Source organism: Lentzea sp. NBRC 105346 (assembly GCF_030269605.1).
Taxonomy (GTDB): domain Bacteria; phylum Actinomycetota; class Actinomycetes; order Mycobacteriales; family Pseudonocardiaceae; genus Lentzea.
Genome location: NZ_BSTQ01000002.1, coordinates 189,997 through 205,793 on the forward strand (window position 1 = coordinate 189,997; position 15,797 = coordinate 205,793).

16 protein-coding genes are annotated in these 15,797 nt (G+C 68.9%); 11 read left to right on the top strand and 5 right to left on the bottom strand.

The features are described 5' to 3' along the window. Nucleotides 1–16: 16 nt before the first annotated feature. The 5 genes from QSK35_RS05185 to QSK35_RS05205 are packed head-to-tail and all read left to right on the top strand — an operon-like array spanning nt 17 to nt 4,478. Complete coding sequence (locus tag QSK35_RS05185; RefSeq protein ID WP_285742818.1) at nt 17–1,330, top strand: nucleotide sugar dehydrogenase; 1,314 nt, start codon at nt 17–19, stop codon at nt 1,328–1,330. Continuing rightward, complete coding sequence (locus tag QSK35_RS05190; RefSeq protein WP_285742820.1) at nt 1,320–2,501, top strand: glycosyltransferase family 4 protein; 1,182 nt, start codon at nt 1,320–1,322, stop codon at nt 2,499–2,501. The genes QSK35_RS05185 and QSK35_RS05190 overlap by 11 nt, the downstream gene beginning before the upstream one ends. Continuing rightward, nucleotides 2,498–3,136 (top strand): methyltransferase domain-containing protein, encoded by a 639-nt coding sequence (locus tag QSK35_RS05195; protein ID WP_285742822.1) that lies wholly within the window; start codon nt 2,498–2,500, stop codon nt 3,134–3,136. The genes QSK35_RS05190 and QSK35_RS05195 overlap by 4 nt, the downstream gene beginning before the upstream one ends. Continuing rightward, a complete protein-coding gene (locus QSK35_RS05200) occupies nt 3,133–3,936 on the top strand; it encodes a glycosyltransferase (RefSeq protein WP_285742823.1) in 804 nt (267 codons plus the stop codon). The genes QSK35_RS05195 and QSK35_RS05200 overlap by 4 nt, the downstream gene beginning before the upstream one ends. Next, nucleotides 3,933–4,478, top strand: a complete 546-nt coding sequence (locus QSK35_RS05205) for a dTDP-4-dehydrorhamnose 3,5-epimerase family protein (RefSeq protein WP_285742829.1) — start codon at nt 3,933–3,935, stop codon at nt 4,476–4,478. The genes QSK35_RS05200 and QSK35_RS05205 overlap by 4 nt, the downstream gene beginning before the upstream one ends. Nucleotides 4,479–4,661: 183 nt before the next feature. On the opposite strand, the gene QSK35_RS05210 is transcribed toward QSK35_RS05205, so the two are convergent. Next, nucleotides 4,662–4,871 carry a hypothetical protein gene (locus tag QSK35_RS05210; RefSeq protein WP_285742830.1) on the bottom strand — a complete coding sequence of 70 codons (210 nt, stop codon included), beginning with the start codon at nt 4,869–4,871 and terminating at the stop codon, nt 4,662–4,664. Nucleotides 4,872–4,875: 4 nt separating this feature from the next. Between QSK35_RS05210 and QSK35_RS05215 the strand changes: the two genes are divergently transcribed. The 5 genes from QSK35_RS05215 to QSK35_RS05235 are packed head-to-tail and all read left to right on the top strand — an operon-like array spanning nt 4,876 to nt 8,032. After that, a complete protein-coding gene (locus tag QSK35_RS05215) occupies nt 4,876–5,574 on the top strand; it encodes a hypothetical protein (RefSeq protein WP_285742831.1) in 699 nt (232 codons plus the stop codon). 31 nt (nt 5,575–5,605) lie between these two features. Continuing rightward, complete coding sequence (locus QSK35_RS05220; protein WP_285742832.1) at nt 5,606–6,619, top strand: hypothetical protein; 1,014 nt, start codon at nt 5,606–5,608, stop codon at nt 6,617–6,619. Nucleotides 6,620–6,669: 50 nt separating this feature from the next. Then, entirely contained in the window at nt 6,670–6,894 is a 225-nt protein-coding gene (locus QSK35_RS05225) for a hypothetical protein (protein WP_285742833.1), read from the top strand. Between the two features lie 18 nt (nt 6,895–6,912). Beyond that, complete coding sequence (locus QSK35_RS05230) at nt 6,913–7,383, top strand: NUDIX domain-containing protein (RefSeq protein WP_285742834.1); 471 nt, start codon at nt 6,913–6,915, stop codon at nt 7,381–7,383. After that, nucleotides 7,376–8,032, top strand: a complete 657-nt coding sequence (locus QSK35_RS05235; protein WP_285742835.1) for a RibD family protein — start codon at nt 7,376–7,378, stop codon at nt 8,030–8,032. Before QSK35_RS05230 ends, QSK35_RS05235 begins: the two co-directional genes overlap by 8 nt. Here QSK35_RS05235 and QSK35_RS05240 read toward each other — a convergent pair. From QSK35_RS05240 to QSK35_RS05250, 3 genes are read right to left on the bottom strand one after another with little or no spacing between them, the layout of a single operon-like run. Beyond that, nucleotides 8,011–11,610 carry a hypothetical protein gene (locus tag QSK35_RS05240; protein WP_285742836.1) on the bottom strand — a complete coding sequence of 1,200 codons (3,600 nt, stop codon included), beginning with the start codon at nt 11,608–11,610 and terminating at the stop codon, nt 8,011–8,013. The genes QSK35_RS05235 and QSK35_RS05240 overlap by 22 nt on opposite strands. Then, nucleotides 11,607–12,911 (bottom strand): O-antigen ligase family protein, encoded by a 1,305-nt coding sequence (locus QSK35_RS05245; protein ID WP_285742837.1) that lies wholly within the window; start codon nt 12,909–12,911, stop codon nt 11,607–11,609. The genes QSK35_RS05240 and QSK35_RS05245 overlap by 4 nt, the downstream gene beginning before the upstream one ends. Then, nucleotides 12,912–13,622 (bottom strand): hypothetical protein, encoded by a 711-nt coding sequence (locus QSK35_RS05250; RefSeq protein ID WP_285742838.1) that lies wholly within the window; start codon nt 13,620–13,622, stop codon nt 12,912–12,914. Between the two features lie 180 nt (nt 13,623–13,802). On the opposite strand from QSK35_RS05250, the gene QSK35_RS05255 reads away from it, so the two are divergent. Beyond that, the gene (locus tag QSK35_RS05255; RefSeq protein ID WP_285742839.1) at nt 13,803–14,672 is read left to right on the top strand and encodes a DUF6492 family protein; all 870 of its coding nucleotides are present in this window, start codon (nt 13,803–13,805) and stop codon (nt 14,670–14,672) included. A gap of 239 nt (nt 14,673–14,911) precedes the next feature. Here QSK35_RS05255 and QSK35_RS05260 read toward each other — a convergent pair whose 3' ends face one another. Then, the gene (locus QSK35_RS05260; protein WP_285742840.1) at nt 14,912–15,706 is read right to left on the bottom strand and encodes a hypothetical protein; all 795 of its coding nucleotides are present in this window, start codon (nt 15,704–15,706) and stop codon (nt 14,912–14,914) included. Nucleotides 15,707–15,797 lie beyond the last annotated feature (91 nt).

Sequence of the window (15,797 nt, forward strand, 5' to 3'; positions counted from 1 at the left end):
CCCTCCTGGAGGTTCGATGAAGATCAGCGTGTTCGGGCTCGGCTACGTCGGCTGCGTGTCGGCCGCCTGCCTGGCGGCGCGGGGACATCAGGTCGTCGGCGTCGACGTCAACCCGCTGAAGGTCGAACTCGTCCGGAGCGGCCGAGCGCCCGTCGTCGAGGAGCGCATCGGCGAGCTGACCGAGGAGGTCGTGCGGTCGGGGGCGTTGCGCGCCACCACGGACGTCACGGACGCGATCCTGGACAGCGACGTGTCCCTGGTGTGCGTGGGCACGCCGTCCGCGCCGAACGGCAGCCTGTCGACGGCGTTCCTGGAGCGGGTCGCCGAGCAGATCGGCGAGGCGCTCGCGCAACATCCACGAAGACACACCGTCGTGTTCCGCTCGACCATGCTGCCCGGCACGTGCCTGGACCTGCTGGTGCCGATCCTGGAGAAGTCATCCGGCCGCACCGCGGGCATCGACTTCGGCGTCGCGGTGAACCCGGAGTTCCTGCGCGAGGGCACCAGTGTCCGGGACTTCTTCGACCCGCCCAAGACCGTGATCGGCGAGTACGACCCGGCGTCCGGCGACGTGGTGGCCGAGCTCTACGAGGGTCTGCCCGGCGAGGTGTTCCGGGTCGGCATCCCGGTCGCCGAGATGACCAAGTACGCGGACAACTCCTTCCACGGCCTGAAGATCGCGTTCGCCAACGAGCTCGGCTCGATCTGCCACGCGCTCGGCCTGGACTCGCACGACGTGATCGACGTCTTCCTCGCCGACACCAAGCTGAACATCTCCCCCGCCTATCTCAAGCCGGGCTTCGCGTTCGGCGGCTCGTGCCTGCCCAAGGACCTGCGCGGCCTGGTGTACGCGGCGCGGCGCGCGGACGTGTCCGTGCCGCTGCTGTCGCATGTGCTGCCGTCCAACGAGGAACACCTCAAGCGGGCGTTCGAGCTGATCGCGCAGACGGGCAAGCGCCGGATCGGCCTGTTCGGACTGTCGTTCAAGCCGGGCACCGACGACCTGCGCGAGTCGCCGCTCGTGGAGCTAGCGGAACGCCTGCACGGCAAGGGTTTCGACCTGCGGATCTACGACGCGAACGTGTGCCTGTCGCGCATCATGGGCGCGAACCGCGAGTACATCGAGGCGCGGCTGCCGCACCTGGGTGACCTGCTCAGCGACTCCGTCGAGGACGTGCTCTCGCACTCCGAAGTCTGTGTGGTCGGCACCAAGGACCCGACCGTTCTTCAGGCGTTGCAAGGAACCGACCGCACGATCGTCGACCTCGTCCGCATGCCCGACGCCACGGAGCGCCGGCACGAGCAGGGATACGTGGGCCTTGGCTGGTAGAGCACTCATCCTCGTCGAGAACCTGTCCGTTCCGTTCGACCGCCGGGTGTGGCAGGAGAGCAAGGCGCTGCGCGACGCCGGGTGGGAGGTGCACGTCATCTGTCCACAGGGGACGAAGCGCGACACCGAGCCGTACGCCGAGATCGACGGTGTGCACATCCACCGCTATCCCCTCACCGCGGCCACGGGTGGCCCGAAGGGGTACGTGAAGGAGTACGGCCTCGCGTTGTGGCACACGTACCGCCTCGCGCGGCGCGTCGGCAAGGTCGACGTGATCCACGCGTGCAACCCGCCGGACCTGCTGTACCTGGTCGCGAAGCTGGTGCGCCGCAAGGGGACCAAGTTCATCTTCGACCAGCACGACCTGTGCCCGGAGCTGTACGAGTCGCGGTTCAACCGCGGCCGTGACCTGCTCTACCGGGCCGTGTGCCGGTTGGAGAAGTCCACCTACCAGGCCGCGGACATCGTGATCTCGACGAACGAGAGCTACCGCCAGGTCGCGTTGACGCGTGGTGGCAAACGGCCCGAGGACGTGTTCGTGGTCCGCAGCGCGCCCGCCGTCGAACGGTTCCGCGAGGTGCCGCCGGATCCCGCGTTGAAGCACGGCAAGCAACACCTGCTGTGCTACCTCGGGGTGATGGGCCCGCAGGACGGCGTGGACTACGCGCTGCGGGCGATCGCCGCGCTGCGCGACGAACTGGACCGCACCGACTGGCACGCGGTGTTCGTCGGCGGCGGCGACACCTTCGACGAGATGGTCGAGCTGTCGCGGCAGCTGGACCTGAGCGACCTCGTCACGTTCACCGGCCGCATCCCGGACGAGGAACTGCTGACCGTGCTGTCGAGCGCGGACGTCTGCCTGGCGCCCGACCCGCTGAACCCGCTCAACGACGTGTCGACCATGAACAAGATCATGGAGTACATGGCGATGGCCAAACCGATCGTCTCCTTCGACCTCGTCGAGGCGAAGGTCTCCGCGGGCGAGGCGGCGCTCTACGCGCGGCCGAACGACACCTCGGAGTTCGCGAAGCTCATCGCCGGGCTGCTCGACGACCCGGCCGAGCGGACCCGGATGGGCCGGCTCGGGCAGGAACGCGTGCGCGGGCCGCTGTCGTGGGAGAACTCCCGCAAGGCGCTGATCGCGGCGTACGAGGCGGCGATCAGATCATGAGCGTGCTGGGGTCCGCCCGCCGGCTGGTCGGTCAGCTGCTGTTCGAACGCCGCTACGGCGTCCGGACCGCCGAGCTCGTCAAGCTGGAGCGGTTCGGGCTCGCCGGCAACGAACGCGTCTACTACGTGCCGGCGAACTGGACGACACTGCGCAAGACGCTCAAGCGCGGCGAGGTCGGGCCGGACGACGTGTTCATCGACTTCGGCGCGGGCATGGGCCGCATGGTGCTGGAGGCGACGCGGCTGCCGTTCAAACGGGTCATCGGCGTGGAGCTCTCCGCCGAGCTGCACCAGATCTCCCGCGAGAACCTCATCAAGACCACCGTGCGGCGGCGGTGTGGTGACGTGGAGCTGGTCTGCTCGGACGTGCTCGACTACGACATCCCCGACGACGTCTCCGTCGTGTTCTTCAACAACCCGTTCCGCGGCAGCGTGTTCGAGTCGGTGATCAAGCGGCTGCTCGAGTCGGTCGACGCCGCGCCGCGGCTGGTGCGCGTCATCTACTACAACCCCGCCGAGGCGCCGTTCCTGGAGTCGACCGGCCGGTTCCGGCTCGTCGGCACGTACCGGCAGTCGTGGCGCAGCCGCGGCGAGGGCCCGTTCGGCATCACCCACGTCTACGAGATCACGCCGTGATCGCGAGCGTCGTGGTCCCCGCCCACAACGAGGAGGCAGTGCTCGGGCGCTGCCTCGCCTCGTTGCGGGATCCCGGCCTCGACGTCGTCGTGATCGCCAACGCGTGCACCGACGGGACCGCCGCCATCGCGCGTGAGGCGGGCGTGCGCGTGATCGAGACCCCCACGCCCGGCAAGGCGCACGCGATCCGGCTCGGCGACGAGTCCTGCACGACGTTCCCCCGCATATATATGGACGCCGACGTCGAGGTGTCCGCTTCGTCGGTCCGCGCGCTGGCCGCCGCGCTGGCGCGGCCGGGGATCCTCGCGGCGGCGCCGGTGCCGTCGTGGGAGCTTTCCGGGGTCGGCTGGGCGGCGCGGCGGGTGCATCGCGTGCACGACGCGTTGCTCGCGCCGACCCGCGCGCTGGCCGGGGTCGGTGTCTACGCGCTGACCGCCGAAGGACACGCGCGGGTGTTCCCGCTGCCCGACGTCATCTCCGACGACGGGTGGGTGCACCGGGCGTTCACCGCCGAGGAACGGGTCGTGGTGCGCGAGGCGACGTCGGTCGTGCGGCCGGCCCGGACGTTGCGCGCCGAACTGCGGCGTCGCGCGCGGGTCCGCCGGGGAAACCGTGAACTGTCAAATCTCGGCCGCCCCGCCCCGGAAGGCGGGCTGCGGCTCGGCTCGCTGCGCGGGCTGGTCCTTGATCGCACGGTGTCACCGATTGACGCGTTGGTTTATTTGACGGTCGTCGCGCTCACGCGGGTGCGGGCGCTGAACGGCCGCTCGGGCTGGGGACGGGACGGAAGCAGCAGATGAGGGTCGAGACGACGAAGCTGGACGGCGTCCTGCTGTTCGTGCCGGAACCGCACCGCGACAGCCGGGGTCTGTTCACCCGGACATTTGATGCGGCTATAGCGGCCGACTATGGCTTGATCGCGTCTTTCATTCAAGACAGCCAATCACGATCATGGCAGGGCACCATCCGCGGAATGCACGGCCGGGGCGGCCGGGGCGAGGCTAAATTGGTGCGCTGCGCACACGGCGCCGTACGGGACGTGATTGTCGACGCGCGTGCGGAGTCGCCTACTTTCGGTGACAATCTGAGCGTTGTTCTGGACGACGAAACTTTCGTGACCCTGTACGTCCCACCAGGCTTCCTGCACGGATTCCAGGCCCTCACGAAAGTTGCCGACGTGTGTTACCGCATAGATCGGGAACATGATCCCGCCGAGGACCTGGCGGTCCGCTATGACGACCCTGACCTGGGCATTCAATGGCCACTACCGGTTGGAGCGATCAGCTCCAGAGATCAGTCCGCCGGCAGCTGGGCCGAGTTGTGCGCGCGGCTCGGCCGCTGAGGGTGGTTGTGTTCTTGAAATCCCATCGTTATCGTTCCGCGGGTCCGCCGGGGGGTGTCGAAATGACATCTATCTGAAAACGATGGAGTAACAGCTGATGCGACGGGTCCTCCTGTCCGCGGCCCTTGCAGGAGTCGCGGCAGTGTCCCTGGCAGCGTGCGACAAGGGTAGTGCCGCACCTGTTCAACCAACAGAGAGCTCGTCGGTTTCCTCGTCGGCCGCGACGACGACCACGACGGCTCCCAGCTCCTCGAGCGCAACGTCCTCGAGCAGCAGACCGGCCACGACCACGACCACCGCGAAGCCGGTGGCCCAGCCGCCGACCAGTGGCGGCAAGTGCGCGGCGTACCCGACGCCCGCCTGCACCGGTGTCCCCGCGGGCACCGCGCTCACGCAGGTGGCGCTGAACTCCGGTGGCGCGTACCGCGTCACGCAGGCAGGCGCCGTCATCGAGGGCAAGCACATCACCGGTGACCTGCTCATCACCGCGAACAACGTGATCGTGCGCAACAGCCAGATCGACGGCAGCGTGATCAACGAGTACGGCCCGAACCACTACTCGTTCACCATCTCCGACTCGACGGTCGGCCCGGCCAGCGGCTGCCTGACGGCGCCCGGTGTGGGCGAGTCCGAGTTCACCGCGACCCGCGTGCACGTCCGCGGCCACGGCGACGGCTTCCGCGCGTCCGGCAACAACATCAAGATCGACGAGTCGTACGTCAAGCTCTGCTCGAACCCCGGAGACCACTCCGACGGCATCCAGACGTACATGATGGGCACCGGCCTGGTGCTCAACCACACGACGATCGACCAGCGCTCGGCCACGTCCGTCACCGCGCCGATCTTCATCGTCGACAGCGGGACCAGGGACGTCTCGGTCACCAACAACCTGGTCATGGGCGGCACCTACAGCATCCAGCTGAAGAACGCCTCCGGCACGCAGGTCGTGCAGAACAACCGCCTGGTCGACAAGTCCTGGATCTACGGACCGGTCGAGGCCGACTGCGCCGAGATCAACTGGTCCGGCAACACGCTCGTGAACATCGACGCCAACTACAACGTGACGTCGACCGTCGGCCCCCTGAACTGCAAGTAGTCCCCGACTCCCCGTTAGTAGGACAGACACAGTGGCGAACATTCGCATTCGCAACGGCGTGCTGGCCGTGGCGGGCCTGGCCGCGCTGACCGCCTGCGGCCCCCAGCAGGTGATCGGCGGCCCGTCCGCCGCACCCAGCACGAGTTTGACCACGGAAACGACGACGTCCTCGTCCCCCGCGCCGTCGTCGTCTTCCGTCGCTCCCACCACGACCACGGCGTCATCGACCGTGAAGCCGCCTACGTCGACGGCCCCGCCGCCGATGACCGGCTTCCCGAACGCCACCAACACCGGTGTCCCCGCGGGCACCAGGCTCGAGGTGGTCAACGGCGACAAGACGTTCGACGTGGACAACCAGGTCATCACCGGCCAGGAGTTCCGCGGCTTCGTCCGCGTGACGGCCCGCAACGTCACGTTCCGCAACAGCATCTTCCGCGGCGGCGTCGCCCGCGGGAACAACGCGCTGCTGGACACCGAGCGCGGCTCGGGCACCGTCATCGAGAACTCGGAGTTCGTGCCGTCGAACCCCGCGGCGACGATCGACGGGCTGTGGACCAAGAACACCAGTATCTTCCGCAGCAACATCCACGGCGCGGTGGACGGCGTGAAGGCCAACAGCAACACGCTGATCCAGGACTCCTACATCCACGACATGTCGTGGTTCGCCTCCGACCCGAACCAGGGTGGCGGCGAGACGCACAACGATGGCGTCCAGTCGTTCGGCGGCGAGTCGAACGTGACGCTGCGGCACAACACGATCGACATGTCCACGACGAAGAACGCCAACGCGGCGCTGCAGTCCTCCGCGGCCAACACGCGCGTGGAGAACAACCTGCTCGACGGCGGCGGCTGCATCCTCAACTTCAACCACAACGTGCTGCCCGGCCCGTTGACCGGCATCGTCATCGTGAACAACAGGTTCGGCCGGAACTCGGTCTTCAAGTGCCCGATCCTGCTGAGCACCCAGACGCAGGTCGCGCAGAACAGCGGCAACGTCTGGAACGACACCGGCGAGCCGATCCCCGCGCCCCAAAGGCACGACTAGTTCAGGCGATAGCTCACCCAGGTCCGTGCGGCCTGGGTGAGCTTTTCCCTGTGTCGCAACGGATCGTCTCGCTGTTTGAACTTCCCGCGCAGTGTCAGCGAAACCTCAGGAGCGATGCGATCGGGACGCTGCTCGAAGCAGAACAACTCGCACCGGAACAGGTTCGGGTGCACTTTCTCACCGGGCGGTTGGTCCGGAGCCTGGTTCGTACTGAACGCGGTCGCCCGAGCAGCGAACTGGCCGCGTTCGCGACCCGCGTGCGAGCGCTGATCTGAGTCTGGTTGGGTGGCCGCATGGCGGCTGACCACGCATCAAGCTCCAGCCGGGCGGTTTCCGCGTCCGGAGCGCTGTTCGTCGACGAGCAGAACCGAATCCTGCTGCTGGAACCGACCTACAAGGACCACTGGGAGATTCCGGGTGGGTACATCGAACCCGGCGAAACCCCGAGCGAGGCTTGTGCGCGAGAAGTCGAGGAGGAGCTCGGACTGGTCATGAAGCCGGGCAGGCTGCTGGCCGTTGACTGGGCTCCCAACGACCGAGATGGCGACAAGATCCTGTTCGTGTTCGACGGCGGGCTCCTCGGCACCGAGGAGCTCGCGGCGATCCGGCTCCCCGGCGACGAGATCGCGTCTTACGAGTTCGTGACCGTGGACGCCGCCGCAGATCGCCTGATTCCCCGACTCGCACGCCGCGTCGTGGCCGCGATGCGGGCACGGCAGGCGGGCGCGACCCTCTACCTCGAACATGGCGCGCCTCATGAGTGATCGCCCGTACGTGCTGCTCAGTTGTGCGATGTCGCTCGACGGCTACATCGACGACGCCTCCGACACGCTCCTGGTCCTGTCCAACGACGAGGACTGGGAGCGTGTCGACGCGGTCCGGGCGTCGTGCGACGCGATCCTGGTCGGCGCCAACACCATCCGCCGCGACAACCCGCGGCTCCTGGTCCGTTCGGCCGCTCTTCGTGCTGATCGCGTGGCGCGCGGACTTCCCGAGAATCCCGTCAAGGTCACCGTGACGTCCTCCGGTGGCCTTTCGCCGTCCGCCAACTTCTTCGCCCTGGGTTCGGGCTTGAAACTCGTCTACACGCCACCCGCCCTGGTTCCGTCCGTTTCGGACGACCTGGGCGCGTGCGCGACCGTCGTCGGCGCCGCGGATCTGCCCGCGGTGCTGGCGGATCTGTCGTCGCGTGGGGTGCGGCGGTTGATGGTCGAGGGCGGGACGACCATGCACACCCAGCTGCTCACCCTGGGCCTGGTGGACGAACTGCACCTCGTGGTGGCGCCGATGTTCGTGGGCGACTCGAAGGCGCCCCGGTTCGTCACCGACGGTCCGAACGCGACACTGAAGCTGGTCGAGGTTCGGCAGCTGGGTGAGGTCGTGCTGCTGCGCTACCAGGCCGCGCGCACCTGATCGAGCGTGGCCACGGCCCGCGCCACGTCGGTCGCCAGCAGGTGCGGCACCGTGGCGAGCAGGTCGAAGTCGCACTCCAGATCGGCCTCGAACACGCACAGCACCGTCTCCGCGAACCGTGCGTGCGCCCGGAACTCCTCGCGCAGCCTGCCCAGCTTGGTGCCGTCACCGGCGGCGAGCCCGGAGGCGTCCGACGCGTCGAGTGCAGCCTTCAAAGCGGCGACATCCGGACCGAGGCCCAGCTTCAGCACCGCCTCACGGATGTGCGCGGTCCGGTCGCGCAGCTCGTCGTGGACCAGTCGCCGGACCACCTGGCCCTCGTCGAGCTCCTTCGCCTTGCGCCCCAAGCGGATCAGCGCGTGCGGGGTGCCGCCGGACAGGCAGTGGCACAACGGCCGCAGGTGCTCGGGCAGCTCGCGGACGCGTTCGGCGAGCAGTCGTTCGGAGGCGTCGAGCTTGAACTCCGGCGGGCCGGTGTCCTCGTCGAGCCGCCAGGCCCGGCGGAACTCGTCGAGCGTGACGGCCGCGAGCATCGGGTGCGCGGCGAGCCGTTGCGGCACGGTGGTCAGTGAGTCGAACGAGCCGGGGTCGTCCGGCACCGCGCCGGCCACCTTGAGCCTCGGCCGGTCCAGCCGGTTGTCGAACACCTGCAGCAAGGTCGCCACGTACCGCAGGTAGACGCGTGACTCCAGCCGCAGCCGCGCCAGCGGTGTGTCGCCCTCCTGCGCGGCGGGTGCGTTGCGCAGCAACATGACCGGCGTCGGGTTGGCCACGCAGGCGTGGATCGTGCGGACGAACTCGGCGACGTCGGGACCGGTCCCGAGCTGCGCGGCGACCTCCTGGATGGACGTGGCCCGGCGCCGCAGCTCGTCGACGACGATCCGCTCGGCCACCTCGCCGAGCGACGGCATGACGTCCGGCCCGGCGAGCGCGGCCATGGTGCGCGCCACCCGGATCAGCTCGCGCGGCAGTCCACCCGACAGGGCGTGGCACAGGTACCGGAACGGCTCCGACATGCCGATCACGCGGACCTGCAGCAGCTCGTGCGCGTCGCGCAGGCTCAGGTATCCGACCCGGACGATCTCGTCGAACGCGCTGTCGAAGGCGTCGCGCAGGGCGAGGCCCCGGCGTTCGAACACCGTCAGCGCCTCCTCGGACACCGACACCAGGAACTGGCAGCCGGGCACGCCGAAGACGCCCTTGATCTCGTTGACGAACCGGTGCGCGTCCTCGGCGGCCTCGACCTTGTCGAGCTCGTCGATCGCGATCACCACGGCGGGCCGGTCGTCTTTGGGTTGCAGCGTCGCCACGACCCGGTCCAGGAACCGGCGCAGCCGGTCGACGAGCTCGGGATGCGTCAGTGGCCGCTGGGCGAGCTGGGTCGATCGGGTGACCGTCAGGTCGGCCTTCACCGGGACCGTCAGCTTCCCGGACCATCCCGTCGTGTGCGTCTGCAGGAAGCGGATCTGCTTCAGATCCTGCTCGGCCAGCCGTACTAGCAGCTCTTCGTCGGTCTTGGGCCGCGGCCACTTCAACCGTTCACCGAACGCCCCCAACGCCGCCCCGACCCGCTGCCACGGCACGGTCCAGCCGGTCCACCGCAGCACCCACAGGCCGATATTGGCGGCGCCGGCCACCGCCAGGGCGAGACCGGGCAGGAACCACCACGTTCCGATCAGGTTCCTCAGCGCGGTCATCGGACCGGAGAACCCGAGCGCGACGCCCACCCCGACGTAGGCCACGCCGAGCACCGCCGCCGTGACGAGCAGGACCCAGCACAGCTGGGCGAGGCGAAGGTTCCTGGCGCGGCGGGCGACCAGCCCCGGCCAGTCCGGGTGGTCCCTCGCGCCCTGCCCGCCGAGCACCCGGATGACCTCCAGGCACAGTTCGCCGTACAGGTGCAGCACGAAGTCCCTCGGCTCGTACCGCACCGGTGCGGACACCAGGCACGCGATCCGGTTCGGAGCGTCGCGCGTATGCCGCAACAGCAGTGCGCTCTTGCCGGATCCACGCGGCCCGGCGAGCCCGATCGCGCCCTCGCGAACCCGTTTCTCCGCCTCGGCGAACCGAAGCAGCGACTCGGTGTCCACTGTGTACTTGTCGTCCTGCGCGTGGACGAGGCCCGGGGTGTCCGTGACGACGAGGCTCAGCCACTCCAGCGGCTCCAGCCTGAGGTTGATCGCCGCGCGCATCGCGGGCATCACGCCGTCGGCGAGCACGGCACGTTCCCACTCGAAGGTGAGGCCGTCGAGCTCGCTGTCGACGTCGGGTGGTGTCAGGCGGTCGAGCAGCTCCACGAGGCCCTCGGCCAGCAGGGCCACCGCGCCGCCCACGAGATTGCCCGCGAGGAGGGTGCTCGCGGAGATTCCCATGTTGAACAGCCTGCGGTCCAGCCGCTGCCACCAGCGCCTGCGGCGGGGCCGGCTGTCCGGCAACGCGAGCAGGGCGGTGTGCAGGCGCTCGGACTCGCGTTTCACGTTCTCGCGCACCAGCGCGGAGGCGGCGAGCTCGGCGGCCAGGACCGAGCGGTCAAGCTCGGCCCGCCTGATCGCGCGCTTGGCCTCCGCGGTGTCCAGCGCCTCCCCGATCAGCTGCGGCAACCGTTCGCGCTCCAGCAGCTCGACGACGGGGTGCCGCCGTTCGGCGACCGGTGGCTCCACAACGGCAACGGGCTCCGGCCGAGTCACCGGGGACCCCTCCGGCAGGTCGAGCGGCCACAGTCCCCAGGCGGCGCGGAAGGCGGCGATGTCTCCCGCGGCGCGGCTCGGGTCGCTCTCCAGCGTGCGGCGCGCGCCGGCCAACCGGTCGAACGCGTGCGCCAGGTCGTTGTCCCACTCCCGGCTCGCCGCCTCGAGCACGGTTCGCTCGAACGCCACCACCAACGGGCTGTCGACACCGAGGAGTGCCTCCCGCACGCGCCGCTCGAGAGGCACGTCGAGATCACGCAGCGCGCGCATCATGGCCCTGGGCACGCCGCCCGTGATCGCGTACAGGATCGCGATCTGCTGCTCCGGCACGCCAACGATCACGTTGTGCACCAGGCGCGACGTCTCCGCCAGGGTGGGCTCCGCGAGCTCGACGGGCCGCACCCGGCCCGCGAGCGCGGCCCGCACGTCCGGCCGTCGCGTGACCTCGGTCCCGATCGCCAGCACCGCTCGGCAGCCCGGTGCGCTCAGCACGGGCAGCACGTCGTTCAGGAACCGCACGACGTGCTCTTCCGGCGCGATGCGCGTGACGTCGTCGACCGCGATCCTGATCGCCGTCGTCCGGCCCACGCGCAGGATGAGCTTGTACAGGTCGTGGGTCACCCGCGTCAGCGAGCGCGTGTCCGGCAGCGCGGGGATCTTCTTCACCCGCCCGGCGGCGGCGTCGGCCAGCAGCGCGTACAACCCGCTCAGGAAAGCCAGCGGCTCGTATCGCACCTCGACCTCGATCAGCACGGCGATGGCGTCGCCGTCGTCCTTCTGCAGCCACCGGCGCAGCTCCGTGGACTTGCCGCTCCCCCACGGGCCGACGAGCGCCACCGGACCGCGGTGGTCGTCCAATGCGGACTCGATCCGCCCGACCACATCGGTCATCGGACGCGGGTGTCCAATGTGGATATGGTGATCCGCAGCAGTGCGCCGATGCACCCGATCAGCATGAACATCAGGCCCGTGACGGTGTGGAACGACATCAGGTCGAACGTGGCCGACCCGATCAGCGGCACCACCAGTGTGGCGGCCAGCGTGAGCCCGAGGTTCTGGGTGGACTGGTCGGCGCTCAGGTAGCGGGCCCGCAGCGCGCAGTAGAACCCGGTGAGGATCAGGACGGCGAAGGCGATGGTGCCGATGAGGCCGGCCTCGACCATCGTGAGGATGTACTGGTTGTCGAACACCTGGTGCTTGGGCGCGTACCAGGTGCCGATGCCGCGGCCGAACCACAGGTTCTTGCTGACCTCCGCGGCCGCCGTGGCGTAGTCGTGGGTGCGGTACTTGACGCTGTCGTCGCGCCCGGCGTTGGCGAAGAGGTTGTAGAACGTGCCGAGCAGGCCGGGCACGGTGACCTTGACGACGGCCAGGAACACGACGCCGATGCCGAGCACCTGCAGGCGGCGGCGGGCCGGCCAGCCGAGGAACAGCACGATGCCGACGCCGAGCAGTCCCAGCACGGCCGAGCGGGACACCGAGAACATCAGGCCCATCGCGATCAGGCCCGTGCAGATCCACCACCGCGCGGCGGGTTCGTTCCGCAGCTTCGCCTGCAGGCCGTAGTGGGCGGCGATCGGCAGGACCATCGAGCACAGCACGCCGAACTCGATGGGGTGGCCGGTGGTGCCCGCGACGCGGCGCATAGCCGAACGTTCGGTGATGAAGCCGTCGGAGGCCGTGTAGCGCAGGCCCGGAAGGGCGAGGTACTGGGTCAGGTCGACGGAGAAAATGAACTGGAACGCGCCGACGACGGCGACCACGGCGCCGCACACGACGATCGTCTTCAGCACGAAGTCCAGGCGGTCACGGGTGCGCACGCCATCGCAGATGCCGAGCCCGACACCGACGGTCGCGACGACGAGGACGGCCGCGTGGTCCATCAGCTTCAGCTCGTCGGGCGGCAGATAGCGGTACGCGGCATAGCCGTAGGTCGCGAAAAGCGCGACGCCGTAGCAGAACAACGCCGTGCGCACCGGGCTGCGGCCCTTCGCCATGCCGAGCGTCGTCGTCATCTGCGCGCACAGCCACGCCATGGCGATGACAAGGCTGACGAGGTCGGCCGGCGTGAGCGAGAGCGGGATGCCGCGGAACACCAGGCGGGCCGGGATGATCAGCAGTGCGACGGCCAGGATCGCGGTGAGGGTGGCACCGTCGGCGCGCCGCTGGACCGGCAGGAAGTCCGTGGTCATCTAGACCCCGATGGGTTCGGCGGCCTTGGGCTTGCGCGCCACCGGTGTTTTGCGGTGGGGGCGCTTCCTCCGGTGCGCGGCAAAACTCTCGGCGCCGAACGCGGAGGCGAGCGCGGCGACGCACCCGAGGCCCAGTGCCGCGGCCGCGGCGCGGGTGCGGCTGCCGCCCTGCGCCTCGGGTGTGGTGGGCGGGACGACGTCCCCCACGGTGATGAAGGTCGGCGACGGCGCGTTCAGCTCGGTCTGGCGCTTCTGCAGCTCGACGCGGGCGCGGTCGGCGACGTGCTTGACGATGTCCCGCGCGGCGCCGGCGTCCTCGCTCTCCCCCGCGATGAACACGAACGGACCACTGGTGAGCAACTCCGGGTTGCTCGAGCCGTTGGTTACTTGGTAGGTCGTGCCGCTGCCGGGCGCGGCGCCGAGCTCGGCGGCCATCTCGGGCGTGCTGAGCGCCTGGATGAGGAGCGAGGCCGACGTGCTGAGTCCCTTGTCGAAGTTCAGGAAGGGGTTGGTCAGCTTGTCCGGGCTGGGCTTCTCGACGTTCTCGGTCGCGCCGGTGAGCGGTGTGGTGAGCACGAGGACCGACGTGGAGATGTACACGACCGGAACCGACGCGTACACGGCCGCGGAGGCGCCGATGGCGAGCAGGAACGCCGGAAGCACGACGTACCACCGCCGGAACACGACGAGCACCGTCCGCCAGAAGTCCACGCGGGTCCCTCTCCGTCAGCGGTCAACTAATCAAGGAATCGCATTTGCCACGGTTGGTCGTTACGCCAACAGGGTCACCGCTGATTCGGAGCTGATTCGGACGTAACGGACACCGATCGGAGACCGATATCGGTTCAGGCGAGGAGCCCCCGATCCAACCTCACTTGGAGGCCGTTGGCCATGACCGAGCTGGCCGTCATCACGCCGAGTTTCGCCCCCGACGCCGAACTCTTCGCGGAGCTGCACCGCTCGGTCCTCGAGCACACCTCGGACGACACGATCCATCACGTCGTCGTGCCCGCGGCTCACCGGTCGATCTTCGAGAAGTACGCCAACCGCAGGCTCCGTATCTGGACTCATCCGCAACTCGTCCCGCGGCGTTACGTCCGCCTGCCCGCGCCGGGCGGCGTGTGGATCAACCGCATGCGCCCGTGGCCCCCGATCCGCGGCTGGGTGATGCAGCAGGCGGTCAAGATCGCCGCCGCCGCCATGGTCGAGGCCGACGCCGTGATGATCGCCGACTCGGACGTGGTCCTGGTGCGCCCCACCGGTTTGCGCAACTTCAGCTCGGACGGCCGGCTGTGCCTGTACCGCGACGAGAACGCGGTGCACGAGGGCCTCGACCGGCACATTTTGTGGCACCAGGTGGCCCGCGAACTGCTCGGCCTGCCCGACGCGCCGCCTCCCCCGCTGCCGGACTACGTGTCGCCGCTGAACTTCTGGGACCCCTCGGTGGTGCGCAAGATGCAGGAACGCATCGCCGACGTCACCGGCATGCACTGGATGGACGCCTTCAACCGGCGGCTGCACGTCTCCGAGTTCATCATCTACGGCGTTTTCGTGGACGAGGTGCTCGACGCTTCGGCGCGGCCGCCTTCGAACACCACGATCTGCCACAACAGCTGGGAACGCGTGCCCATGTCGCGCGACGAGGCGGTCGCTTTCGGTGACCGCATCCACTCCGACGCGATCGCCATGATGATCTCCAGCCACTCGGGCACGCCGATGGATGTCCGCCTGACGGCGGAACAACACTGCATCGGCGCCTGACACGTCCTGGGTCGCCCGGTCGGCTTAGCCGACCGGGCCCGCCGAGTTGAGGGGCCGTGCGGCCCGCGGCCTGCGTGAGCAGCCCCCGAATCGAGCCTAGCCAGGCACCCTGACAGTTCCGCGAGTCCTCAGTTCAGTCCCGGCGAGTCCTCACTTCGGCCCCTGGGCTTCAATTCGCGCCCGCGGGTTGGCCTCCTGGGAGCAGGGCGACTCGGGGGGCTGGAAGGGCGACTCGCGCGTCAGTTCTTGGGTTTCGTCTTCGCGGGCGCGCCGTTGCCGTTCGACGCCACGGGAGTGATCTTCACCGTGGGCGGGTCGAACTGGGTGCGTGGGCGAGCGGGCGGCGTGGCGGCGCCGTGGTCGGCGTCCTCGGCCGGCCACTTCTTGCGCCGCGACCGCGCCACCACGGTGCGTTCCCACCCGTAGGCGCCGGCGAACCCGAGCAGCACGGTCAGCACGAAAGCCACGGCCGCCGCCTGGAACTTGTCCATCAGCAGCGCCTCGGGCTCGGACGCGGACACGACGTCGACCACGGAGATGAACGTCGACTCGGGGGCGCCGAGCTCCTTCTGGCGCGTGACGAGCTCGTCGCGGATCTTCTTCTGGCCGCGTACGACCACGCCGCGGGCTTCCTCGTACGACGTGCTGTCGCCCTCGACGTACACGAACGGGCCGTTGGTGCCCAGCAGGTCGGGGTTGGTGCTGCCGTCGTTGATGAGGACCTTCGTGGGGCCGTGTTCGACCACGCCCAGCGAGGCGAACGCCTCGGGGGTGTTCATCGACTGGATCAGGATGGCGGCCGTCGTGCGCAGTCCGTCGTTGAACTGCAACAGCGGGTTGGTGAGACCCGTGTTCTTGGACGGGTCCTGGGTGCCGCCCGCTGCGGGCGTCGTCAGCACCATGAAGGCGCTGGACTGGTAGTGGGTCGGCAGCAGGAAGAAGACCAGCGCACCGACCAGCAGGCCCGTCGCGATGACCGGCGGGCCGATGAACTTCCTCCGCACGAGGCCGAGGACGGTCTTCCAGAAGTCCATGTCTCCCCTTGTGGCCTCGGCACCTATCTGTCTCGCAAATCGTGAAAAAACACAACCCTGTTACACCGGTCAGCCCATCTTCCCCAGGACG

Excerpts from the sequence above, each read along its gene's own strand:
- QSK35_RS05185 (WP_285742818.1), top strand. The coding sequence starts at position 17 with ATGAAGATCAGCGTGTTCGGGCTCGGCTACGTCGGCTGCGTGTCGGCC.
- QSK35_RS05235 (WP_285742835.1), top strand. The coding sequence starts at position 7,376 with ATGAGTGATCGCCCGTACGTGCTGCTCAGTTGTGCGATGTCGCTCGAC.
- QSK35_RS05230 (WP_285742834.1), top strand. The coding sequence starts at position 6,913 with ATGGCGGCTGACCACGCATCAAGCTCCAGCCGGGCGGTTTCCGCGTCC.
- QSK35_RS05240 (WP_285742836.1), bottom strand. The coding sequence starts at position 11,610 with ATGACCGATGTGGTCGGGCGGATCGAGTCCGCATTGGACGACCACCGC.
- QSK35_RS05245 (WP_285742837.1), bottom strand. The coding sequence starts at position 12,911 with ATGACCACGGACTTCCTGCCGGTCCAGCGGCGCGCCGACGGTGCCACC.
- QSK35_RS05260 (WP_285742840.1), bottom strand. The coding sequence starts at position 15,706 with ATGGACTTCTGGAAGACCGTCCTCGGCCTCGTGCGGAGGAAGTTCATC.
- QSK35_RS05205 (WP_285742829.1), top strand. The coding sequence starts at position 3,933 with ATGAGGGTCGAGACGACGAAGCTGGACGGCGTCCTGCTGTTCGTGCCG.
- QSK35_RS05195 (WP_285742822.1), top strand. The coding sequence starts at position 2,498 with ATGAGCGTGCTGGGGTCCGCCCGCCGGCTGGTCGGTCAGCTGCTGTTC.
- QSK35_RS05255 (WP_285742839.1), top strand. The coding sequence starts at position 13,803 with ATGACCGAGCTGGCCGTCATCACGCCGAGTTTCGCCCCCGACGCCGAA.